General features: G+C 64.6%; 22 protein-coding genes and 1 pseudogene. 22 read left to right on the top strand and 1 reads right to left on the bottom strand.

Going from position 1 to position 16,099, the window contains the following annotated elements; genetic code table 11:
* The first annotated feature begins 25 nt into the window (after positions 1 to 25).
* From K7G81_RS09210 to K7G81_RS09200, 3 genes are all read left to right on the top strand, one after another.
* Positions 26 to 226, top strand: coding sequence for a DUF2093 domain-containing protein (locus tag K7G81_RS09210; protein ID WP_223030454.1), 201 nt, complete (start codon positions 26 to 28; stop codon positions 224 to 226).
* Positions 227 to 327: 101 nt separating this feature from the next.
* Entirely contained in the window at positions 328 to 1,155 is an 828-nt protein-coding gene (locus tag K7G81_RS09205; protein ID WP_223030711.1) for a M23 family metallopeptidase, read from the top strand.
* Between the two features lie 144 nt (positions 1,156 to 1,299).
* Positions 1,300 to 1,818 (top strand): YciE/YciF ferroxidase family protein, encoded by a 519-nt coding sequence (locus K7G81_RS09200; RefSeq protein WP_223030453.1) that lies wholly within the window; start codon positions 1,300 to 1,302, stop codon positions 1,816 to 1,818.
* Between the two features lie 69 nt (positions 1,819 to 1,887).
* Here the strand turns inward: K7G81_RS09200 and K7G81_RS09195 are convergent, their stop codons facing one another.
* Complete coding sequence (locus K7G81_RS09195) at positions 1,888 to 2,379, bottom strand: winged helix-turn-helix transcriptional regulator (protein WP_223030452.1); 492 nt, start codon at positions 2,377 to 2,379, stop codon at positions 1,888 to 1,890.
* A gap of 116 nt (positions 2,380 to 2,495) precedes the next feature.
* Here K7G81_RS09195 and K7G81_RS09190 point away from each other — a divergent pair, with 116 nt between their 5' ends.
* The 19 genes and pseudogenes from K7G81_RS09190 to K7G81_RS09100 all read left to right on the top strand — a co-directional run bounded on the left by K7G81_RS09190 (position 2,496) and on the right by K7G81_RS09100 (position 16,095).
* Entirely contained in the window at positions 2,496 to 2,807 is a 312-nt protein-coding gene (locus K7G81_RS09190; RefSeq protein ID WP_223030451.1) for a CC_3452 family protein, read from the top strand.
* Between the two features lie 117 nt (positions 2,808 to 2,924).
* Positions 2,925 to 5,015: a RelA/SpoT family protein gene (locus tag K7G81_RS09185; RefSeq protein WP_223030710.1), complete on the top strand. Its 2,091-nt coding sequence runs from the start codon at positions 2,925 to 2,927 to the stop codon at positions 5,013 to 5,015.
* A gap of 102 nt (positions 5,016 to 5,117) precedes the next feature.
* A complete protein-coding gene (locus K7G81_RS09180) occupies positions 5,118 to 6,134 on the top strand; it encodes a glycosyltransferase family 2 protein (RefSeq protein ID WP_223030450.1) in 1,017 nt (338 codons plus the stop codon).
* A gap of 401 nt (positions 6,135 to 6,535) precedes the next feature.
* Positions 6,536 to 6,614: pseudogene (locus K7G81_RS09175) on the top strand.
* Between the two features lie 36 nt (positions 6,615 to 6,650).
* Positions 6,651 to 6,890, top strand: coding sequence for a hypothetical protein (locus K7G81_RS09170; RefSeq protein WP_255586815.1), 240 nt, complete (start codon positions 6,651 to 6,653; stop codon positions 6,888 to 6,890).
* A 110-nt stretch (positions 6,891 to 7,000) separates the two neighbouring features.
* Positions 7,001 to 7,681 carry a thiamine phosphate synthase gene (gene thiE, locus K7G81_RS09165; protein WP_223030449.1) on the top strand — a complete coding sequence of 227 codons (681 nt, stop codon included), beginning with the start codon at positions 7,001 to 7,003 and terminating at the stop codon, positions 7,679 to 7,681.
* A 14-nt stretch (positions 7,682 to 7,695) separates the two neighbouring features.
* Positions 7,696 to 8,106, top strand: coding sequence for a low affinity iron permease family protein (locus tag K7G81_RS09160; RefSeq protein ID WP_223030448.1), 411 nt, complete (start codon positions 7,696 to 7,698; stop codon positions 8,104 to 8,106).
* 68 nt (positions 8,107 to 8,174) lie between these two features.
* Positions 8,175 to 9,179, top strand: a complete 1,005-nt coding sequence (locus tag K7G81_RS09155; protein ID WP_223030447.1) for a L,D-transpeptidase family protein — start codon at positions 8,175 to 8,177, stop codon at positions 9,177 to 9,179.
* A 4-nt stretch (positions 9,180 to 9,183) separates the two neighbouring features.
* A complete protein-coding gene (locus K7G81_RS09150; RefSeq protein WP_223030446.1) occupies positions 9,184 to 9,810 on the top strand; it encodes a M23 family metallopeptidase in 627 nt (208 codons plus the stop codon).
* A 61-nt stretch (positions 9,811 to 9,871) separates the two neighbouring features.
* The gene (efp, locus tag K7G81_RS09145; RefSeq protein ID WP_223030445.1) at positions 9,872 to 10,435 is read left to right on the top strand and encodes an elongation factor P; all 564 of its coding nucleotides are present in this window, start codon (positions 9,872 to 9,874) and stop codon (positions 10,433 to 10,435) included.
* A gap of 4 nt (positions 10,436 to 10,439) precedes the next feature.
* Positions 10,440 to 10,808, top strand: a complete 369-nt coding sequence (locus K7G81_RS09140; RefSeq protein WP_223030444.1) for a hypothetical protein — start codon at positions 10,440 to 10,442, stop codon at positions 10,806 to 10,808.
* A gap of 3 nt (positions 10,809 to 10,811) precedes the next feature.
* Positions 10,812 to 11,624, top strand: a complete 813-nt coding sequence (locus K7G81_RS09135; protein ID WP_223030443.1) for an inositol monophosphatase family protein — start codon at positions 10,812 to 10,814, stop codon at positions 11,622 to 11,624.
* 175 nt (positions 11,625 to 11,799) lie between these two features.
* A complete protein-coding gene (ndhC, locus tag K7G81_RS09130) occupies positions 11,800 to 12,174 on the top strand; it encodes an NADH-quinone oxidoreductase subunit A (protein WP_223030442.1) in 375 nt (124 codons plus the stop codon).
* On the top strand, positions 12,171 to 12,731 hold the full coding sequence (locus K7G81_RS09125; RefSeq protein ID WP_223030441.1) for a NuoB/complex I 20 kDa subunit family protein: 561 nt from the start codon (positions 12,171 to 12,173) through the stop codon (positions 12,729 to 12,731). Before ndhC ends, K7G81_RS09125 begins: the two co-directional genes overlap by 4 nt.
* Positions 12,728 to 13,609, top strand: coding sequence for an NADH-quinone oxidoreductase subunit C (locus tag K7G81_RS09120; protein WP_223030440.1), 882 nt, complete (start codon positions 12,728 to 12,730; stop codon positions 13,607 to 13,609). The genes K7G81_RS09125 and K7G81_RS09120 overlap by 4 nt, the downstream gene beginning before the upstream one ends.
* Positions 13,606 to 14,892, top strand: coding sequence for an NADH-quinone oxidoreductase subunit D (locus tag K7G81_RS09115; RefSeq protein ID WP_223030439.1), 1,287 nt, complete (start codon positions 13,606 to 13,608; stop codon positions 14,890 to 14,892). Before K7G81_RS09120 ends, K7G81_RS09115 begins: the two co-directional genes overlap by 4 nt.
* A gap of 8 nt (positions 14,893 to 14,900) precedes the next feature.
* Positions 14,901 to 15,281, top strand: a complete 381-nt coding sequence (locus K7G81_RS09110; protein ID WP_223030438.1) for a hypothetical protein — start codon at positions 14,901 to 14,903, stop codon at positions 15,279 to 15,281.
* Positions 15,281 to 15,949, top strand: coding sequence for a complex I 24 kDa subunit family protein (locus tag K7G81_RS09105; RefSeq protein ID WP_223030437.1), 669 nt, complete (start codon positions 15,281 to 15,283; stop codon positions 15,947 to 15,949). Before K7G81_RS09110 ends, K7G81_RS09105 begins: the two co-directional genes overlap by 1 nt.
* Positions 15,946 to 16,095, top strand: coding sequence for a hypothetical protein (locus tag K7G81_RS09100; RefSeq protein WP_223030436.1), 150 nt, complete (start codon positions 15,946 to 15,948; stop codon positions 16,093 to 16,095). Before K7G81_RS09105 ends, K7G81_RS09100 begins: the two co-directional genes overlap by 4 nt.
* The last annotated feature ends 4 nt before the right edge of the window (positions 16,096 to 16,099 follow it).

Below are 16,099 nucleotides of genomic sequence, written 5' to 3'. Positions count from 1 at the left end.
CCCCAATGCGAGTGCCTGCTGCCCCATGCTGATGTCACACACTGCCCGTCTCGCCCGCCTGCATTATATGGCCAATGGTTTCCGCGTGCTGGTGCCCGGCGATCATGTCGCCTGCGCGGTCACCGCCGAGCCGATTCCGATCGACGAGCTGCGCTATTGGAGTGTCGAAAAGCAGCAGCCCTATGCCACCGCCGAGATCGCGCTCAAGGCGATGACTGCCGCGTGAGCCGGGCCCGCGTCTGGCTCGCTGCCGCCGCGCTGCTGCCGCCGCTGGCGAGCTGCGTTGGCCCGCCTGCCGCGACGCCGGCGCGACCCGTCGCGCGTCCGATGCCGCCAGTCGGCCCGCCGATGCCGCCGCCCGCGCCGACGCCGTCGCCGACGCCTTCGGGCCCGGCCGATTTCGTTCTGACCGGCGAAATCGAACAAGGCGGCGCGGTGATCGGCACCGCGCCCGGCGGCACGCAGTCGCTCGCGTTCGACGGCAAGACGATCCCGGTCGCGCCCGACGGCACGTTCCTGATCGCCTTCGATCGCGATGCCGGGCCCAATGCGTTGCTCGTCGCCACGCTGGGCGACGGACGGCAGATAAGCAAGGCGCTGGCCGTCGCGCCGCGCGCCTGGAACATCTCGCGGCTCGACAGATTGCCCAAATATCCTGTCCCCAGCGCCGAGTTCATGCGGCTGCGCCCGCCCGAGATCGCGCAGATCAAGGCGGCACGCGCGACCGATCATTACGAGGACGGCTGGCGCCAGCATTTCATCTGGCCGGCCACCGGGCGCATATCGACGCTGTTCGGCTCGCAGCGCATCTACAAGGGCGGCGAGAAGGGGTCGTATCATTCAGGGATCGACATCGCAGTGCCGACCGGCACCCCGATCCGCGCGCCCGCCGATGGCGTGGTGATCCTCGCCGCCGATCATCCCTTCACGCTCGAAGGCAATCTGCTGATGATCGATCACGGCATGGGCTTGAACAGCGCCTTCCTGCACTTGTCGAAGATCGACGTTACGGTCGGCGAGCGGGTCCGCCAAGGGCAGGTGATCGCCGAAAGCGGCGCCACTGGCCGCGCGACCGGGCCGCACCTCCACTGGAGCCTGATGTGGCGCGGGTCGCGGATCGATCCGTTGCTCGTCGCAGGGCCGATGCCGGAATGACTGAGACGCGGCGTCCAGATTAACGCAGATCAGCGTGATTTCGTCGATTCCGAGCGCAACGGGCCGCCGCGCGGATCGTTGAGGGCAATGAGTGCGACGCGGCGTCGCGCTCCTTTCCAAAACGATCAGCCAGGAGGGACCGACATGGGCCTGTTCAGCAAGGATATCGAGACGTTCGAGGACCTCTTCCTGCACCAATTGCAGGATGTCTATTACGCCGAGAACCAGATCACCAAGGCGCTGCCCAAGATGATCGACAAGGCGACCGATCCCGCGCTCAAGGCCGGGTTCGAGACGCATCTACGCGAGACCGAAGGCCAGATCGAGCGGCTTGAGCAGGTGTTCTCGATGATCGGCGAGCAAGCCAAGGGCGCGACCTGCCCCGCGATCGAAGGCATCATCAAGGAAGCCAATGAAGTCGCCGGCGATATCGCCGACAAGGCAGTGCTCGATGCCGCGCTGATCGCCTCGGCACAGGCAGTCGAGCATTACGAGATCACTCGCTACGGCACGTTGATCGCCTGGGCGAAGCAACTCGGCCGCAGCGATTGCATCGATCTGCTCCAGGCGACGCTCGACGAGGAATATGCCACCGACGACAAGCTGACCTCGATGGCGACGTCGAAGGACAACGCCCGGGCCGCGGCTGCCGAGCCCGCCTGAGCGCGCACCGGCCCGGCGAGGCGACCGCCGGGCCGGCCTGCCGCCTGGGCATTGCCTTGAGGCGGCGGATTATTCGGCGGCCTGTGCCTGCTCCTCGTCGCGGGCGACATCCTCGGGCAGCGACCACAACAGGTCGTGCTTGGTCAGCACCCGGCCGTCATGCGCATGGACCTGGATCGTCGCGATCGGCCGGCGATCGCGTGCGTCGACCAGCACCGGGCTCGCCGGCATCCCGGTTTCCCAGCGTTCCCCCCATTGGCGAAGCGCGATCATCGTCGGCAGCAGTGCCATGCCCTTGTCGGTCAGGCGGTATTCGATCTTGCGCCGGTCGGCGGGCAGCGCATGGCGCTCCAGGATCTCGTGCTCCACCAGCCGGCCGAGCCGGTTGGCGAGGATGTTGCGCGCGATCCCCAGCTCGGACTGGAATTCCTCGAAATGCTGCAGCCCGTTGAACGCCGCACGCAGGATCAGGAACGACCAGCGCTCGCCCATCGCCTCCAGTGCCGCCGGCAGGCTGCATTCGGCGAGATCGCGCAGGGGTTCGCGGAGCTTTTCAGTCATCGATTTGCAACCTATCTCAAAAATGCCGTAAGGGAAATGGGATATAAGTTTCATCTTGAAACTCGCACATGCACAATCTAAGTGGCGATTCGCAACTTAGAAGTTGGGAGGTTCAGATGATTCGTACGCTTTCTCTCGCCGCTCTCGTCGCTGCCGCGGCGATGGTCTCGCCCGCCGCCGCGCAGGCGCGCGCCGCCGGCTACTACACCGCGATCCCCGCCGCCGCGCCCAGCGAGGCGAGCTACGTCACGCGCAACACCCTGTGGTCGTGCAATGGCGGCACCTGCGTCGCCCAGAAGGCGGCCGATCGCCCGCAATTCGTCTGCGAGCGGATCGCCAAGTCGGTCGGCAAGCTCGATTCCTTCTCCGCCGGTGGCGAGGCGCTCGACGCCGATGCCCTGGCCAAGTGCAACGCCAAGGCGAAGTAACGCCGATTGCCCTCATCCTTCCGCGCCCCTTGCCGCTCCCGACGGGAGTGCGAGGGGTGAGGGCATCGCGCATCAAATCTATTGCATTGCAGCGGCAAGCGACCCGATATGGATCGCGTGTTGCGCCAATATGAACTGGTCGATCGGGTCCTCGGCTACGATCCTGACGCCGATGAGGCGCTGCTCAATCGCGCCTATGTCTTTTCGATGCACGCGCACGGCAGCCAGAAGCGCGCCAGCGGCGACCCCTATTTCAGCCACCCGATCGAAGTCGCCGGTATTCTGACCGACCTCCACCTCGACGGAGAGACGATCGCCACCGCGATCCTCCACGACACGATCGAGGATACCGTCGCCACTCATGACGAGATCGAGCGGCTGTTCGGGCCGCAGGTCGCGCGGATGGTCGACGGCGTTACCAAGCTGTCCTCGATCGAGGCGCAGACCGAAAACGAGCGCGCCGCGGAAAACCTCCGCAAATTCCTGCTGGCGATGTCCGACGATATCCGCGTGCTCTTGGTCAAGCTCGCCGATCGCCTGCACAACATGCGCACGCTGCACTTCATCAAGAACGAGGACAAGCGCCGCCGCATCGCCAAGGAGACGATGGACATCTACGCCCCGCTCGCCGAGCGGATCGGCATGTACGAGTTCATGAAGGAGATGCAGACGCTCGCCTTCCGCGAGCTCGAGCCCGAGGCGTATGAATCGATCACCAAGCGGCTGCAGGCGCTCAAGGAAGGCGGCGGCGATCGCATCGCCAAGATCGGCTCGGGATTGAAGCTGCTGCTCTCGCGCGGCGGCATCGAGGCGGAGATTTCAGGGCGCGAGAAGCATCCCTATTCGATCTGGAAGAAGATGTCCGAGCGCCATGTGAGCCTCGAGCAGCTTTCCGACATCATGGCGTTCCGCGCGATCGTCGATACCGAGGAGGAATGCTACCGCGCCTTGGGCGTGATCCACCGGCGGTGGCCGATGGTGCCGGGCCGGTTCAAGGATTATATCTCGACGCCGAAGCGCAATGGCTATCGCTCGCTGCACACCACGGTGATGCACGCCGACAATACCCGCGTCGAAATCCAGATTCGCACCCACGAAATGCACCAGCAGGCCGAATACGGCCTCGCCGCGCACTGGGCGTACAAGCAGGATGCGGTGCGCCCCGATACGCAGGTGAGCTGGATTCGCGATCTGGTCGAAATTCTCGATACCGCGGACAATCCCGAGGAGCTGCTCGAGCATACGCGGATGGCGATGTATCAGGATCGCATCTTCGCCTTCACCCCCGCCGGCGAGCTGATCCAGCTGCCCAAGGGCGCGACCCCGATCGATTTCGCTTATGCCGTCCACACCGATCTCGGCGACCAGGCGGTCGGCGCCAAGATCAACGGCCGCGTCGTGCCGCTCAGGACCGAGATCGCCAATGGCGATCAGGTGCAGATCCTCCGCTCCAAGGCGCAGACGCCGCAGCCGAACTGGCTCAACTTCGCGATCACCGGCAAGGCGCGCGCGGCGATCCGCCGCCACCTGCGCCACAAGGAACGCGACGAGACGGTGGCGCTCGGCCGCAAGCTCTATGAGGAGATCACCGGCCGCTTGCCCGCGCCGGTCGGCGCCGACGCGCTGGACGATGCGGTCAAGCGGCTCAAGATGGCCGACGAGGACGCGCTGATGGAAGCGATCGCGCGCCGCACCGTTACCGATGCCGAATTGATGGAGGCCGTGATGCCCGGCTCGTCCGGGCTGGATACGGATCGCGACATGCCGCCGCAATCGAGCGCGATCTCGATCAAGGGGCTCACCCCCGGCGTCGCCTACACGCTTGGCGAATGTTGCCATCCGGTGCCGGGCGATCGCATCGTCGGCCTGCGCCGGCCCGGCGCGGGAATCGAGGTCCATACGATCGATTGCCCGGCCCTGATCGAGGGCGAGGACGTCGACTGGATCGATCTCGCCTGGGGCGACGAATCGGAAGGCGGTACTGCCGAGATCGCCGTCGAGGTGAAGAACGAGCCCGGCGCGCTCGGCGTGGTCGCGACGATCATCGGTGCGCAGCGGGCGAATATCATCAACCTGCGGCTCGATAATCGCGACACCACGTTCCACACCAACACGATCGATATCGAGGTGCACGATCTGCACCATCTGATGCGCGTTCTCGCAGCGCTGCGCGCCGCCGACGCGGTGAGCAAGGCGGAGCGGACGTGACGGCTACGCCGGGTGGGCAGCGCGGCTGTCCGCCGGGGCCTTGCCGGCCTTGGCCTGCAATCGGCGGATGACGGCGCCCGCGCCGGGCGCTAAGGCGACGCCATGCACCGGCCCGAGCTGTCGATCGTCGTTCCCTGCTATAACGAGGAAGGTTGCCTCGAAGCCTTGCACGCGCGCGTCTCCGCGGCGGCGAAGGCGGCGGTGGGCGGCGATTACGAGATCGTCCTCGTCAACGATGGCTCGCGCGACGGCACCTGGCCGTTGATGCAGCGGCTGGCGAGCGCCGATCCTCGGCTCGTTGCGATCAACCTGTCGCGCAATCACGGCCATCAGCTCGCGCTGACCGCCGGGCTCGACCTGTGCGCCGGCGAGCAGATCCTGATCATCGACGCCGATCTGCAGGATCCGCCCGAGCTGCTCGTCGAGATGCGCGGGCTGATGGCGGCCGAGCGAGCCGATGTCGTCTATGCCGTGCGCCGCAAGCGCGAGGGCGAATCGGTGTTCAAGAAGCTGACGGCGGCGGCATTCTACCGCGTGCTCGATCGCGTCACCGATACGCCGATTCCGATCGACACCGGCGATTTCCGGCTGATGAGCCGACGGGCGCTCGATGCGTTCCTGTCGCTGCCCGAGCAGGCGCGCTTCATCCGCGGCATGGTCGCCTGGGTCGGCTTCCGCCAGGTGCCGTTCGCCTACGACCGCGCCGAGCGCCATGCCGGGGCGACCAATTATCCGCTCGCCAAGATGATGCGGCTCGCCTTCGATGCCGTCACCGGGTTCTCGACTGCGCCGCTGCGCTTCGCCAGCCACGCCTCGGTGCTGCTCGCCGCCGCGTCGCTGCTGCTGCTGGTCTATATCGCCTGGGGGTTCTTCGAGGGCGATCCGGTGCCCGGCTGGACGTCGACGATGCTGGTCGTCGTGGTGTTGAGCGCGATCCAGATGTTCGTGCTCGGCATGATCGGCGAATATCTGGGGCGGCTCTACGTCGAATCGAAACGCCGCCCGCTCTACCTCGTCGCCGACATCGCCGGCCCGGTCCGCGGCCATGCCACGCTGGGCTACAATGCCGAGGATGTCGAGCACGATATCGAGGACACGTCCGCCAAGGCAGCGGAGTAGGCGGCGCCAATTATTTCTGGCCGGTTTCGCTCCAGTTTCGGCGTGAAGTGGACAAAGTAGACGCCCTGGGAGCGTTTTCGCGGCTTTTGCGCCGGGAACGCACCAACGAAGCCGCCCGTTCGCCACGCCCACGCGACAATCGCGCTACACGGGCGGGACGAAACGCGACAGGGACGCGACGATGACGCACGCCGAGGCGACAGTGACGCGGCGGGTTCGCGGTCGAGTTACTACATCTGTCAAAGAGCGGCCGCCCGAGCGGACCGCGACGGTGTCTCAGACATTTTCCAACATTGGAAGGTCTGTCGGCTCACGCCCCATTTTGAGCCGTTCCCACCACATATCACGCCGCTCGAAGCCGGACATTGCCCAGCAACGCGATTGGACGTTAAATAGTCCGCGCCAACGTGACGGAATTGGTAGACGTATCGCTACAGCGATCCCGGTGACGGGTGTGGGTTCGATCCCCAGCCGTTGGCAACATGGTGTGATAAAAAAGCAGGGCGACGGCACATCGTGAAAGAAGATCGTTACCTCTCGCCAGGTACGCGCGTGCGCCTCGACAGTCTCGTAGATGACGATGGCCAGCCAACTCCTGAGTTCGGAATCGTCGTTCATTGCTGGTTGGACGATGGAATTGGCATGTTCGATTGTTATGTCGCATTCTTTGGCAATGCGCTGCCGGAAGGAAAGCCTTCCGAAAAGCCGTATGTGCTCCGCTATGCGGCTACTTCTTTGATGGTGCTACCTGACTGAGTCGCAATGCAAGGTGCGCTTTTTATCTCAACACAACCAAAAGCAGCCCGTCCTCTTCCCACCCAATCCCGGCCATTCCGCTCTTGCGCGTCGTGCGCTAGGAGCGCGTCATGGCTATCGACGACCTGCCCGACCCGCTCGACCCCGAATTCGCCGCACAGTTCGTGCGCGACGACGCGCGTGAGCCGTGTCAGCTCTATCTCATCTCGCCGCTCGATGTCGGCGATGCGTTTCCCGAACGGCTCAAGCGGGCGATCGATTCGGGGCCGGTTGCGGCGTTCCAGTTTCGCGTCAAGCATGTCGATCAGCATCAGGCGGCGCGGCTGGCCGAGCCGTTACAGGCGATCTGCGCCGATCACGACGTTGCGTTCATCGTCAACGACAGCGTGAGCCTGGCCAAGCGGCTCGGCGCCGATGGCGTCCATCTCGGGCAGGAAGACGGCGATCCGCGCGAGGCGCGCTCGATCCTCGGCCCGTCGGTGCAGATCGGCGTTACCTGCCACGACAGCCGCCACCTGGCGATGGAGGCCGGCGAGGCGGGCGCCGATTACGTCGCGTTCGGCAGCTTCTACCCGACCACGACCAAACAGGTGCGCCATCATCCCGATCCCTCGATCCTGTCCTGGTGGGCAACGATGTTCGAGCTGCCGTGCGTCGCGATCGGCGGAATCACGCCGCAGAACGCGCCGCCGCTGATTGCAGCGGGCGCGGATTTCCTCGCGGTGTGCGGCGCGATATGGAATGATGACGAAGCCGCCGCGGTTCGCGCTTTCAGCGAGGTGCTCGGCTGATCGGGAGATTGGCCATGCTCGACCGCCTGTTCACCGCCATCGCCACCGGCATCGCCTCGTTCGCGGGGCGGCCGTCGGCCTTCATCATCGCCGTCGCGCTGATCGTGATCTGGGGCTTCACCGGCCCGCTGTTCCATTATTCGGACACCTGGCAGCTTGTGGTGAACACCGCGACGACGATCGTCACCTTCCTGATGGTGTTCCTGATCCAGAATTCGCAGAACCGCGACGCGGCGGCGATGCAGGCCAAGCTCGACGAGCTGATCCGCGCGGTGGCCGAAGCGCGCAACGAATTCATCGGCATCGAGCACAAGACCGATACCGAAATCGAGGCGATTCGCCGCGCGATCGAGGATGAAAGCGGCGACGTTCACCTGCGCCGCGGCCGGTTGCGCAGCGTCGACCGGTTGCGCGAGCGGTTGTAACGGCACGGATACAACCTGCCGCCTCGGCGGTTCTTGGCTCCACGCGTATCAGTGAGGAGCCTGTATTCATGCCGAGAATCGCCGCCGCCGCGCTCTTGCTGGCCAGCATTGCCGCGCCCGCCGCTGCACAGGCGCCTGCCGCCAGCCCGCAGCAGGGCATCGACATGGGCGTCCTCCACGTCCAGGTGATCCTCGATCACCTCGGTTTCTCCCCGGGCGTGCTCGACGGCAAGAAGGGCATGTCGCTGACCGCGGCGATCAAGGGCTTCCAGGAAAGCCGAGACCTAAAGCAGACCGGCGAGGTGGATGCGGCCACGCTTGCTGCGCTCAAGCCCTATGAGGGCTGGACGCCGACCAAGACGCTGGTGCTCAGCCGGCAGGCGCTCGCCGGGCCCTATATCAACCCGATCCCGCATGGCGAGGACAAGCAGGCCAAGCTGCCCGGCCTCTATTATCGCTCGCCGATGGAGAAGCTGGCGGAGATGTTCCACACGACGCCCGAGACGCTGATGGCGCTCAACAGCCCGAGCACGCCGCTGACGCCGGGAACCAGGGTGGTGTTTCCCAACGCGCTGCCGACCTCACGCGATTATCCCGACGATCTGCCGCAGCATTGGCGCGATACGCTCAATATGCTCAATGTCGACGCCAATGAGCCGCAGGCGGCGAAGATCGTCGTCGACAAATCGGAAAAGGTGCTCAAGGTCTATGACGATCAGGGCAAGCTCGTGCGCCAGTTCCAGGTGACGACCGGGAGCACCCACGATCCGCTGCCGATCGGGCACTGGAAGATCAACGCGGCGGACTACAATCCGAAATTCCATTATAATCCTGCGCTGTTCTGGGACGCCAAGTCGAGCGATACCAAGGCGATGCTGCCGCCGGGGCCGAACGGGCCGGTCGGTGTCGTCTGGCTCGACCTGTCGAAGGAGCATTACGGCATCCACGGCACGTCCGAGCCGCAGTTGATCGGGCGGACCGAGAGCCACGGTTGCGTGCGGCTGACCAACTGGAATGCGGCGCGGCTGGCGCTGATGGTCAAGCCGGGCACGCCGGTGGTGTTTCAGGAATAGCAGGGTGACGCGGATCGGCTGGACCTTCCTGATCCTTGCCGTGATCGTCATCGGCGGCTTCCTGTCGATGCTGCGCGTCGGCGGGGCGGCTCCTTCCGCACCCGGCTCCTCCGCGCCCGGACCCGCCGCCGCGCCCCAACCGGCGGCATCGCCGATCGCCGTCCGGGCAACCGGGCATCCCGGCCTGCCGCGCCTGATCGTGCCCGTCGAAGGCGTCTCGCCGGACCGGTTGTCCGACGATTGGGGCGATCCGCGCGAGGACGGCCGGCGCCTGCACCACGGCATCGATATACCTGCGCCCGAAGGCACGCCGGTGATCGCCGCCGCGCCGGGCACAATCGAGAAGCTGTTTCACTCCGACAAGGGCGGGACGACCCTCTACGAACGATCGCCGGACGGACAGTGGCAATATTATTATGCCCATCTCTCGGGCTATGCCGCGGGCGTGCACGAGGGACAGCGAGTCGATGCCGGCGATACGCTGGCTTATGTCGGCGACAGCGGCGATGCGCCGGCCGGGGTGTTTCACCTTCATTTCGGCCTGTCGTTCATGCGACCCGGCGATGGCTGGTGGCAGGGGCAGGCGGTCAATCCCTACCCGTTGCTTGCGAGAACGGTGCCCGACCGTTAAAGGGGCGCCCTTCGGCGGTCGTGCAGGCTGCCCAAGAGCTCTTTCCAGCAGGTGTATCCCCATGAAGATCAGCGGCGTGGACATCCGTCCCGGCAACATCATCGAATATGAAGGCGGCATCTGGCGCGCGGTGAAGATCCAGCACACCCAGCCCGGCAAGGGCGGCGCCTATATGCAGGTCGAGATGAAGAACCTCATCGACGGCCGCAAGACCAACGTCCGCTTCCGTTCCGCCGAGACGGTCGAGCGCGTGCGGCTCGACACCAAGGACTTCCAGTTCCTGTTCGCCGACGGCGACATGCTGACCTTCATGGACAAGGATACCTACGAGCAGATCACGCTGCCGACCGACCTGCTGGGCGACGCCGCGGCGTTCCTGCAGGACGGCATGGACGTGGTGATGGAGCTTCACGACGAAAAGCCGATCAGTGTGCAGCTTCCCGACCAGATCGAGGCGACGATCGTCGAGGCCGACGCCGTGGTGAAGGGGCAGACCGCCTCGTCGAGCTACAAGCCGGCGATCCTGGACAACGGCGTGCGCATCATGGTGCCGCCGCACATCTCGGCGGGCACCAGGATCGTCGTCGATGTCTACGAACAAACCTATGTGAAGCGTGCGGACTGAGTTTATGCGAATTTTCCTGCCTCTGATCGCCGCCGCTGCGCTTGCCGCGCCTGCGCTTGCCGCCGACAAGACGCCGGCCAAGCCGACCCAGGCGCAGCTCAAGAGCGCGCAGCAGACACTGAGCTACATCATCAGCGCGATCAATTCGAAGGACGTGCCGACCGAGATGAAGAACGGCCTGTTCGGCTGTCTCTACGAGAATTCGCTGAGCAAGATCTCGACCGCGCGCGACGAGGTGCTGGCCAAGAACAAGGGCAAGATCGACGAATCGAACCCGACGCAACAGCTCGTCGTCATCGCCGAAATCTGTGGCGCGCCGATGCCCAAGGCAGCGGCGGGCGCCGCGCCCAAGGCTGCGCCGAAGGGCCGCTGAGCGATGGTCGCGCATTCGGGCCTGATCACCGTGATGGAGCGTGCCGCGCGCAAGGCGGGGCCGCGCCTGCGGCGTGATTTCAACGAGGTCCAGCATCTGCAGGTCAGCCGCAAGGGGCCGGCCGATTTCGTGTCGATGGCCGATCAGCGCGCCGAACAGACCTTGTTCGAGGAATTGTCGCGCGCGCGCCCCGATTGGGGCTTCGTGATGGAGGAGCGCGGTGAAATCGCCGGCGCCGAGGGCAAGGGCCGCTTCATCGTCGATCCGCTCGACGGCACCTCGAACTTCCTCCACGGCATTCCGCATTTCGCGATTTCGATCGCCGCCGAGGAGCAACGTCCCGACGGCCGTTGGGAGCCGATGGCCGCGCTGGTCTATCAGCCGCTCACCGACGAGAGTTTCTGGGCGGAGAAGGGGCGCGGCGCGTGGTTGCAGGACCAGCGGCTGCGCGTTTCGTCGCGCCGCGATCTGTCCGAAGCGCTGATCGCCACCGGCATTCCGTTTCTCGGCCACGGCAATTTCGCCGAATGGAGCCGCATCTTCGGTGCGATCGCCCCCGAAGTCGCCGGCATCCGCCGCTTCGGCTCGGCGGCGCTCGATCTCGCCTGGGTCGCGGCGGGCCGGTTCGACGGCTATTGGGAATCGGATCTCAACCGCTGGGACGTCGCGGCCGGCATGCTGCTGGTCAAGGAAGCCGGTGGCTTCATCACCGATTATCGCGGCGGTGATCGCGCGATCGACCGCAACGAGTTCCTTGCTGCCAACGACGCGCTGCATTCGAAGCTGCACAAGCTGGTCGCCGCCGCGTTGCGCTGAGACGATCGCCGCGCGCCGGCATTCGCGCGCGTGCCGGCCGTTCAGAGACGGTTAAGCGCAATATCCTGGCCCAGGCGCTTTATTGCGATTCATTCTCACGGATGCGGGCCTTGCCCGCCTCGGGCCATCGTCCTAGAAGCCCGGCCAACCGTTATTCGCACCTGCGAGAAGGCCAGTGTCAGAACTGATCCAATTCCTGCCGATTCTCTTGTTTCTCGGCGTCGCGCTCTTATTGTCGACTGCATTCGTGGTGTTGCCGATGCTGGCTGCCCGTGCGACCGGCGCCCACCAGCCCAACCCGGACAAGCTGGCCGAATATGAGTGCGGCTTTCCGGCGTTCGAGGATCCGCGCAGCCAGTTCGACGTGCGCTTCTATCTCGTCGCGATCCTGTTCATCGTGTTCGATCTGGAAGCGGCGTTCATCTACCCGTGGGCGGTATCGGTGTTTCACCTCGGCTGGACGGCGTGGTTCGCGATGATGGTGTTCATCGCCGAATTGGCGCTCGGCCTTGTGTATGCGTGGAAGAAGGGAGCGTTGGATTGGGAATGAAACCGCACTCCGGCCCGGTCGAGCTGCAACGCTCGGCAGCGGGCGGGGCGATCGTCCCGCCCGATCAGGCGTTCTTCAACGATCTGAACGGTGAGCTCACCGACAAGGGTTTCCTGGTCACCTCGACCGAGGAACTGTTCAAATGGGCGCGCACCGGCTCGCTTTGGTGGATGACCTTCGGGCTCGCCTGCTGCGCGGTCGAGATGATTCACGTCAACATGCCGCGGTACGACCTCGAGCGCTTCGGCGCCGCGCCGCGCGCATCGCCGCGCCAGTCGGACGTGATGATCGTCGCGGGCACCTTGTGCAACAAGATGGCGCCGGCGCTGCGTCGGGTCTACGACCAGATGTCGAACCCGAAATACGTCATCTCGATGGGTAGCTGCGCCAATGGCGGCGGCTATTACCATTACAGCTATTCGGTGGTGCGCGGCTGCGACCGCATCGTGCCGATCGACATTTACGTGCCCGGCTGCCCGCCGACCGCCGAGGCGCTGCTTTACGGCATCATGCAGCTGCAGCGGAAGATTCGCCGCAGCGGGACGATCGAACGATGAGGGCGCCGGCTCCCGCCTATGCCGCCGATCTCAACGGCGAGACGATCGAGGCGGCGACCAGGGCGCTTGGCGATATGCTGGTGCGGGCGCAGGATCGTGTCGGCGAGGTGACGCTCTATGTCGATCGCCAGCAGCTGATCCCGGCGATGATCGCGCTGCGCGATACGCCGGGCCTCGAATACCAGCAGCTCATGGAAATTGCCGGCGTCGATTACCCGGATCGCGAGGAGCGGTTCGAATGCGTTTATTGCCTGCTCAGCCTGACGCGCAATCATCGTATCCAGGTGCGGGTCAACACCGATGAGGTGAAGCCGGTGCCGTCGGTGACCAGCGTCTGGCCGGTCGCCGGCTGGCTCGAGCGCGAAGTGTACGACATGTACGGCGTGCTGTTCGACGGCAATCCGGACCTGCGCCGCATCCTGACCGATTACGGCTTCCGCGGCCATCCGCAGCGCAAGGACTTCCCGCTGACCGGCTATGTCGAGCTGCGCTATTCCGAAGAGGCCAAGCGCGTCGTCTATGAGCCGGTGCAGCTGGCGCAAGATTTCCGCACGTTCGACTTCATGAGCCCGTGGGAAGGTGCAGAATATATCCTGCCGGGCGACGAGAAGGGTATGTTGCCCGAAGCCAAGGGCGCGCCGACGCCGCTCAAGGCTGACGAGATCAAGAAGGCCGACGCCGAGCAATCGAAGAAGGCGGACCCGGCGCCGACGCCCAAGGCGACCGAGACCCCGGCTGATACCGGTGACGGCAAGGCCACCAAGGCGAAGACGCCGAAGAAGCCCAGCACTGCCAAGAAGCCGGCGCCGAAGAAGGTGGCCGCGCCCAAGGCCAAGACCGCCGCCAAGTCTGCTCCGGCCAAGGAGCCGAAGAAATGACCGACGAAACGATCACCACGGACACCGCGCCGCCGATCGGCACGACCGACGATCCGTATCTCGAGCAGTTGCTCGGGGACAAGGACGCGATCGATCCGACCACCGGCGACGTCGCGATCCAGAACTATACGATCAACTTCGGCCCGCAGCACCCGGCGGCGCACGGCGTGCTACGCCTCGTCATGGAGCTCGACGGCGAGATCATCGATCGCATCGATCCGCACGTCGGCCTGCTGCATCGCGGCACCGAGAAGCTGATCGAATACAAGACCTATGCGCAGGCGCTCCCGTACATGGATCGCCTCGATTATTGCTCGCCCTTGTGCATGGAGCACAGCTTCGTGCTCGCGGTCGAGAAGCTGCTCGATCTCGAGGTGCCGCTGCGTGCGCAATACCTCCGCGTGCTGTTCGCCGAGCTGACGCGCATCTCGAACCACATGCTCAACATCGGCAGCCATGTGATGGACGTCGGCGCGATGACGCCGAACCTGTGGCTGTTCGAGATCCGCGAGGATTGCCTCAACTTCTTCGAGCGCGTGTCGGGCGCCCGCATGCACTCGAACTATTTCCGCGTCGGGGGCGTGCATCAGGACGCGCCCTTGAAGCTGCTCGCCGATATCGGCGACTGGCTCGACACGCGGCTGCCGCGCCTGTTCGAGGACGCGATGAGCCTCGTCGTCGACAATCGCATCTTCAAGCAGCGCAACGTCGATATCGCGGTGGTGAGCCGTGAGGACGCGATCCGCTGGGGCTTCTCCGGCCCGATGATTCGCGCGGCGGGCATTCCGTGGGACCTGCGCAAGTCGCAGCCCTATGACGTTTACGATCGCATGGATTTCGAGATTCCGGTCGGCACCAAGGGTGATTGCTACGATCGCTTCATGGTCCGCGTCGAGGAGGTCCGCCAGTCGGCGCGGATCATCAAGCAATGCCTCGCGGAGATGCCCGAGGGCCCGATCGCCAGCCTCGATCGCAAGGTCGTACCGCCCAAGCGCGGCGAGATGAAGCATTCGATGGAAGCGCTGATCCATCACTTCAAGCTCTATACCGAAGGCTATCACGTCCCCGCCGGCGAAGTGTATGTCGGCACCGAGAGCCCGAAGGGCGAGTTCGGGATCTACATGGTCGCCGACGGCTCGAACAAACCCTATCGCTGCAAGATCCGGCCGACCGCGTTCAGCCATCTGCAGGCGATGGATTTCATGTCGCGCGGCCACATGCTCGCCGATACGACCGCCATCCTCGGCGCGATCGACATCGTGTTCGGGGAGTGTGACCGGTGATGTGGGCCATGGCCACTACAATCGCAGTTCTTTTGGCCGCACAGGCCGGCGCTAATAAGAGCGAGCAGGATGCGGTGGCCAAGCGGTTCGTGGCTGCGGTTCAGGACAAGCGAGACTATGAAGATTCTGATTTCGTAACGCCATTGCGAGAAAAGGATAAGCAGTTCTTCGCGTCGTTCGCAAAATGCAGGTATAGATATACCAGTCACCTGGTCAACGATACTCCGCAAAAACCGGGAGCGTATGTTGAGGTTCCTGACGAAATTATAATTGGGTGGAAATGCAAGGGTGTTCCTGCGGAGACCCCGGTCGGCTTAACCTTGGTTTTCAGTGGGACCAAGATTGAGAAGATCGAAACTCACAATGTTGATTTAATGAAAGCGGACTAGTGGCTGAAGCACCCCAAATCCCGGATGAGGCCGAAACCCGCGCGCGGTGGGGCGGTTTTGCCTGGACCACGGAAAACGCCGTGAAGGCCAAAGAGATCATTGGCCGCTATCCGGCCGGTCGCCAGGCATCGGCGTCGCTGCCGCTGCTCGATCTCGCGCAGCGCCAGGTCGGCGCCGAAACCAAGACGCAAGGGTGGCTGCCGGTCCCGGTGATCGAGTTCGTCGCGCGTGAGCTCGACATGCCGTACATGCGCGTGTTCGAGGTCGTCACCTTCTACACGATGTTCAACCTCGTGCCGGTCGGCCGCTATCATGTGCAGGTGTGCGGCACGACGCCGTGCATGCTGCGCGGTTCCGACGACGTGCTGGCGGCGTGCAAGAACCACGGCCTCGCCAAGGGCAAGACCACGCCCGACGGCCTATTCACGCTGACCGAGGTCGAGTGCCTCGGTGCCTGCACCAACGCGCCGATGGTGCAGATCAACGACGATAATTATGAAGATCTTGATTACGACAGCATGACCGCGATCCTCGAGGCGCTGGCACGCGGCGAGACGCCCAAGCCCGGCCCGCAGATCGATCGCCAGACCAGCGCGCCCGAAGGCGGCCCGACCACGCTCAAGGAAATGGTCTCCGAAAACCACGATTACCGGGGCGAATGGGCGTGAGCGCGCTCGTCGCCGTCATCCTGGGGATCATCGTCCTCATCATCTTCCTGAAGCTCGCGCTCGGCGTGCTGGCGATCGTGCTCGGCCTGGCCGTGGCGGTGGTTGCCTATTTCATCGCTGAGAAGCTGATCGGAAAGGGGCGCTGACAGC

This window comes from Hephaestia mangrovi, assembly GCF_019880555.1.
In the GTDB taxonomy this organism is placed as follows: Bacteria; Pseudomonadota; Alphaproteobacteria; order Sphingomonadales; family Sphingomonadaceae; genus Sphingomonas; species Sphingomonas mangrovi.
This window is presented reverse-complemented; position numbering and strand designations above follow the sequence as displayed.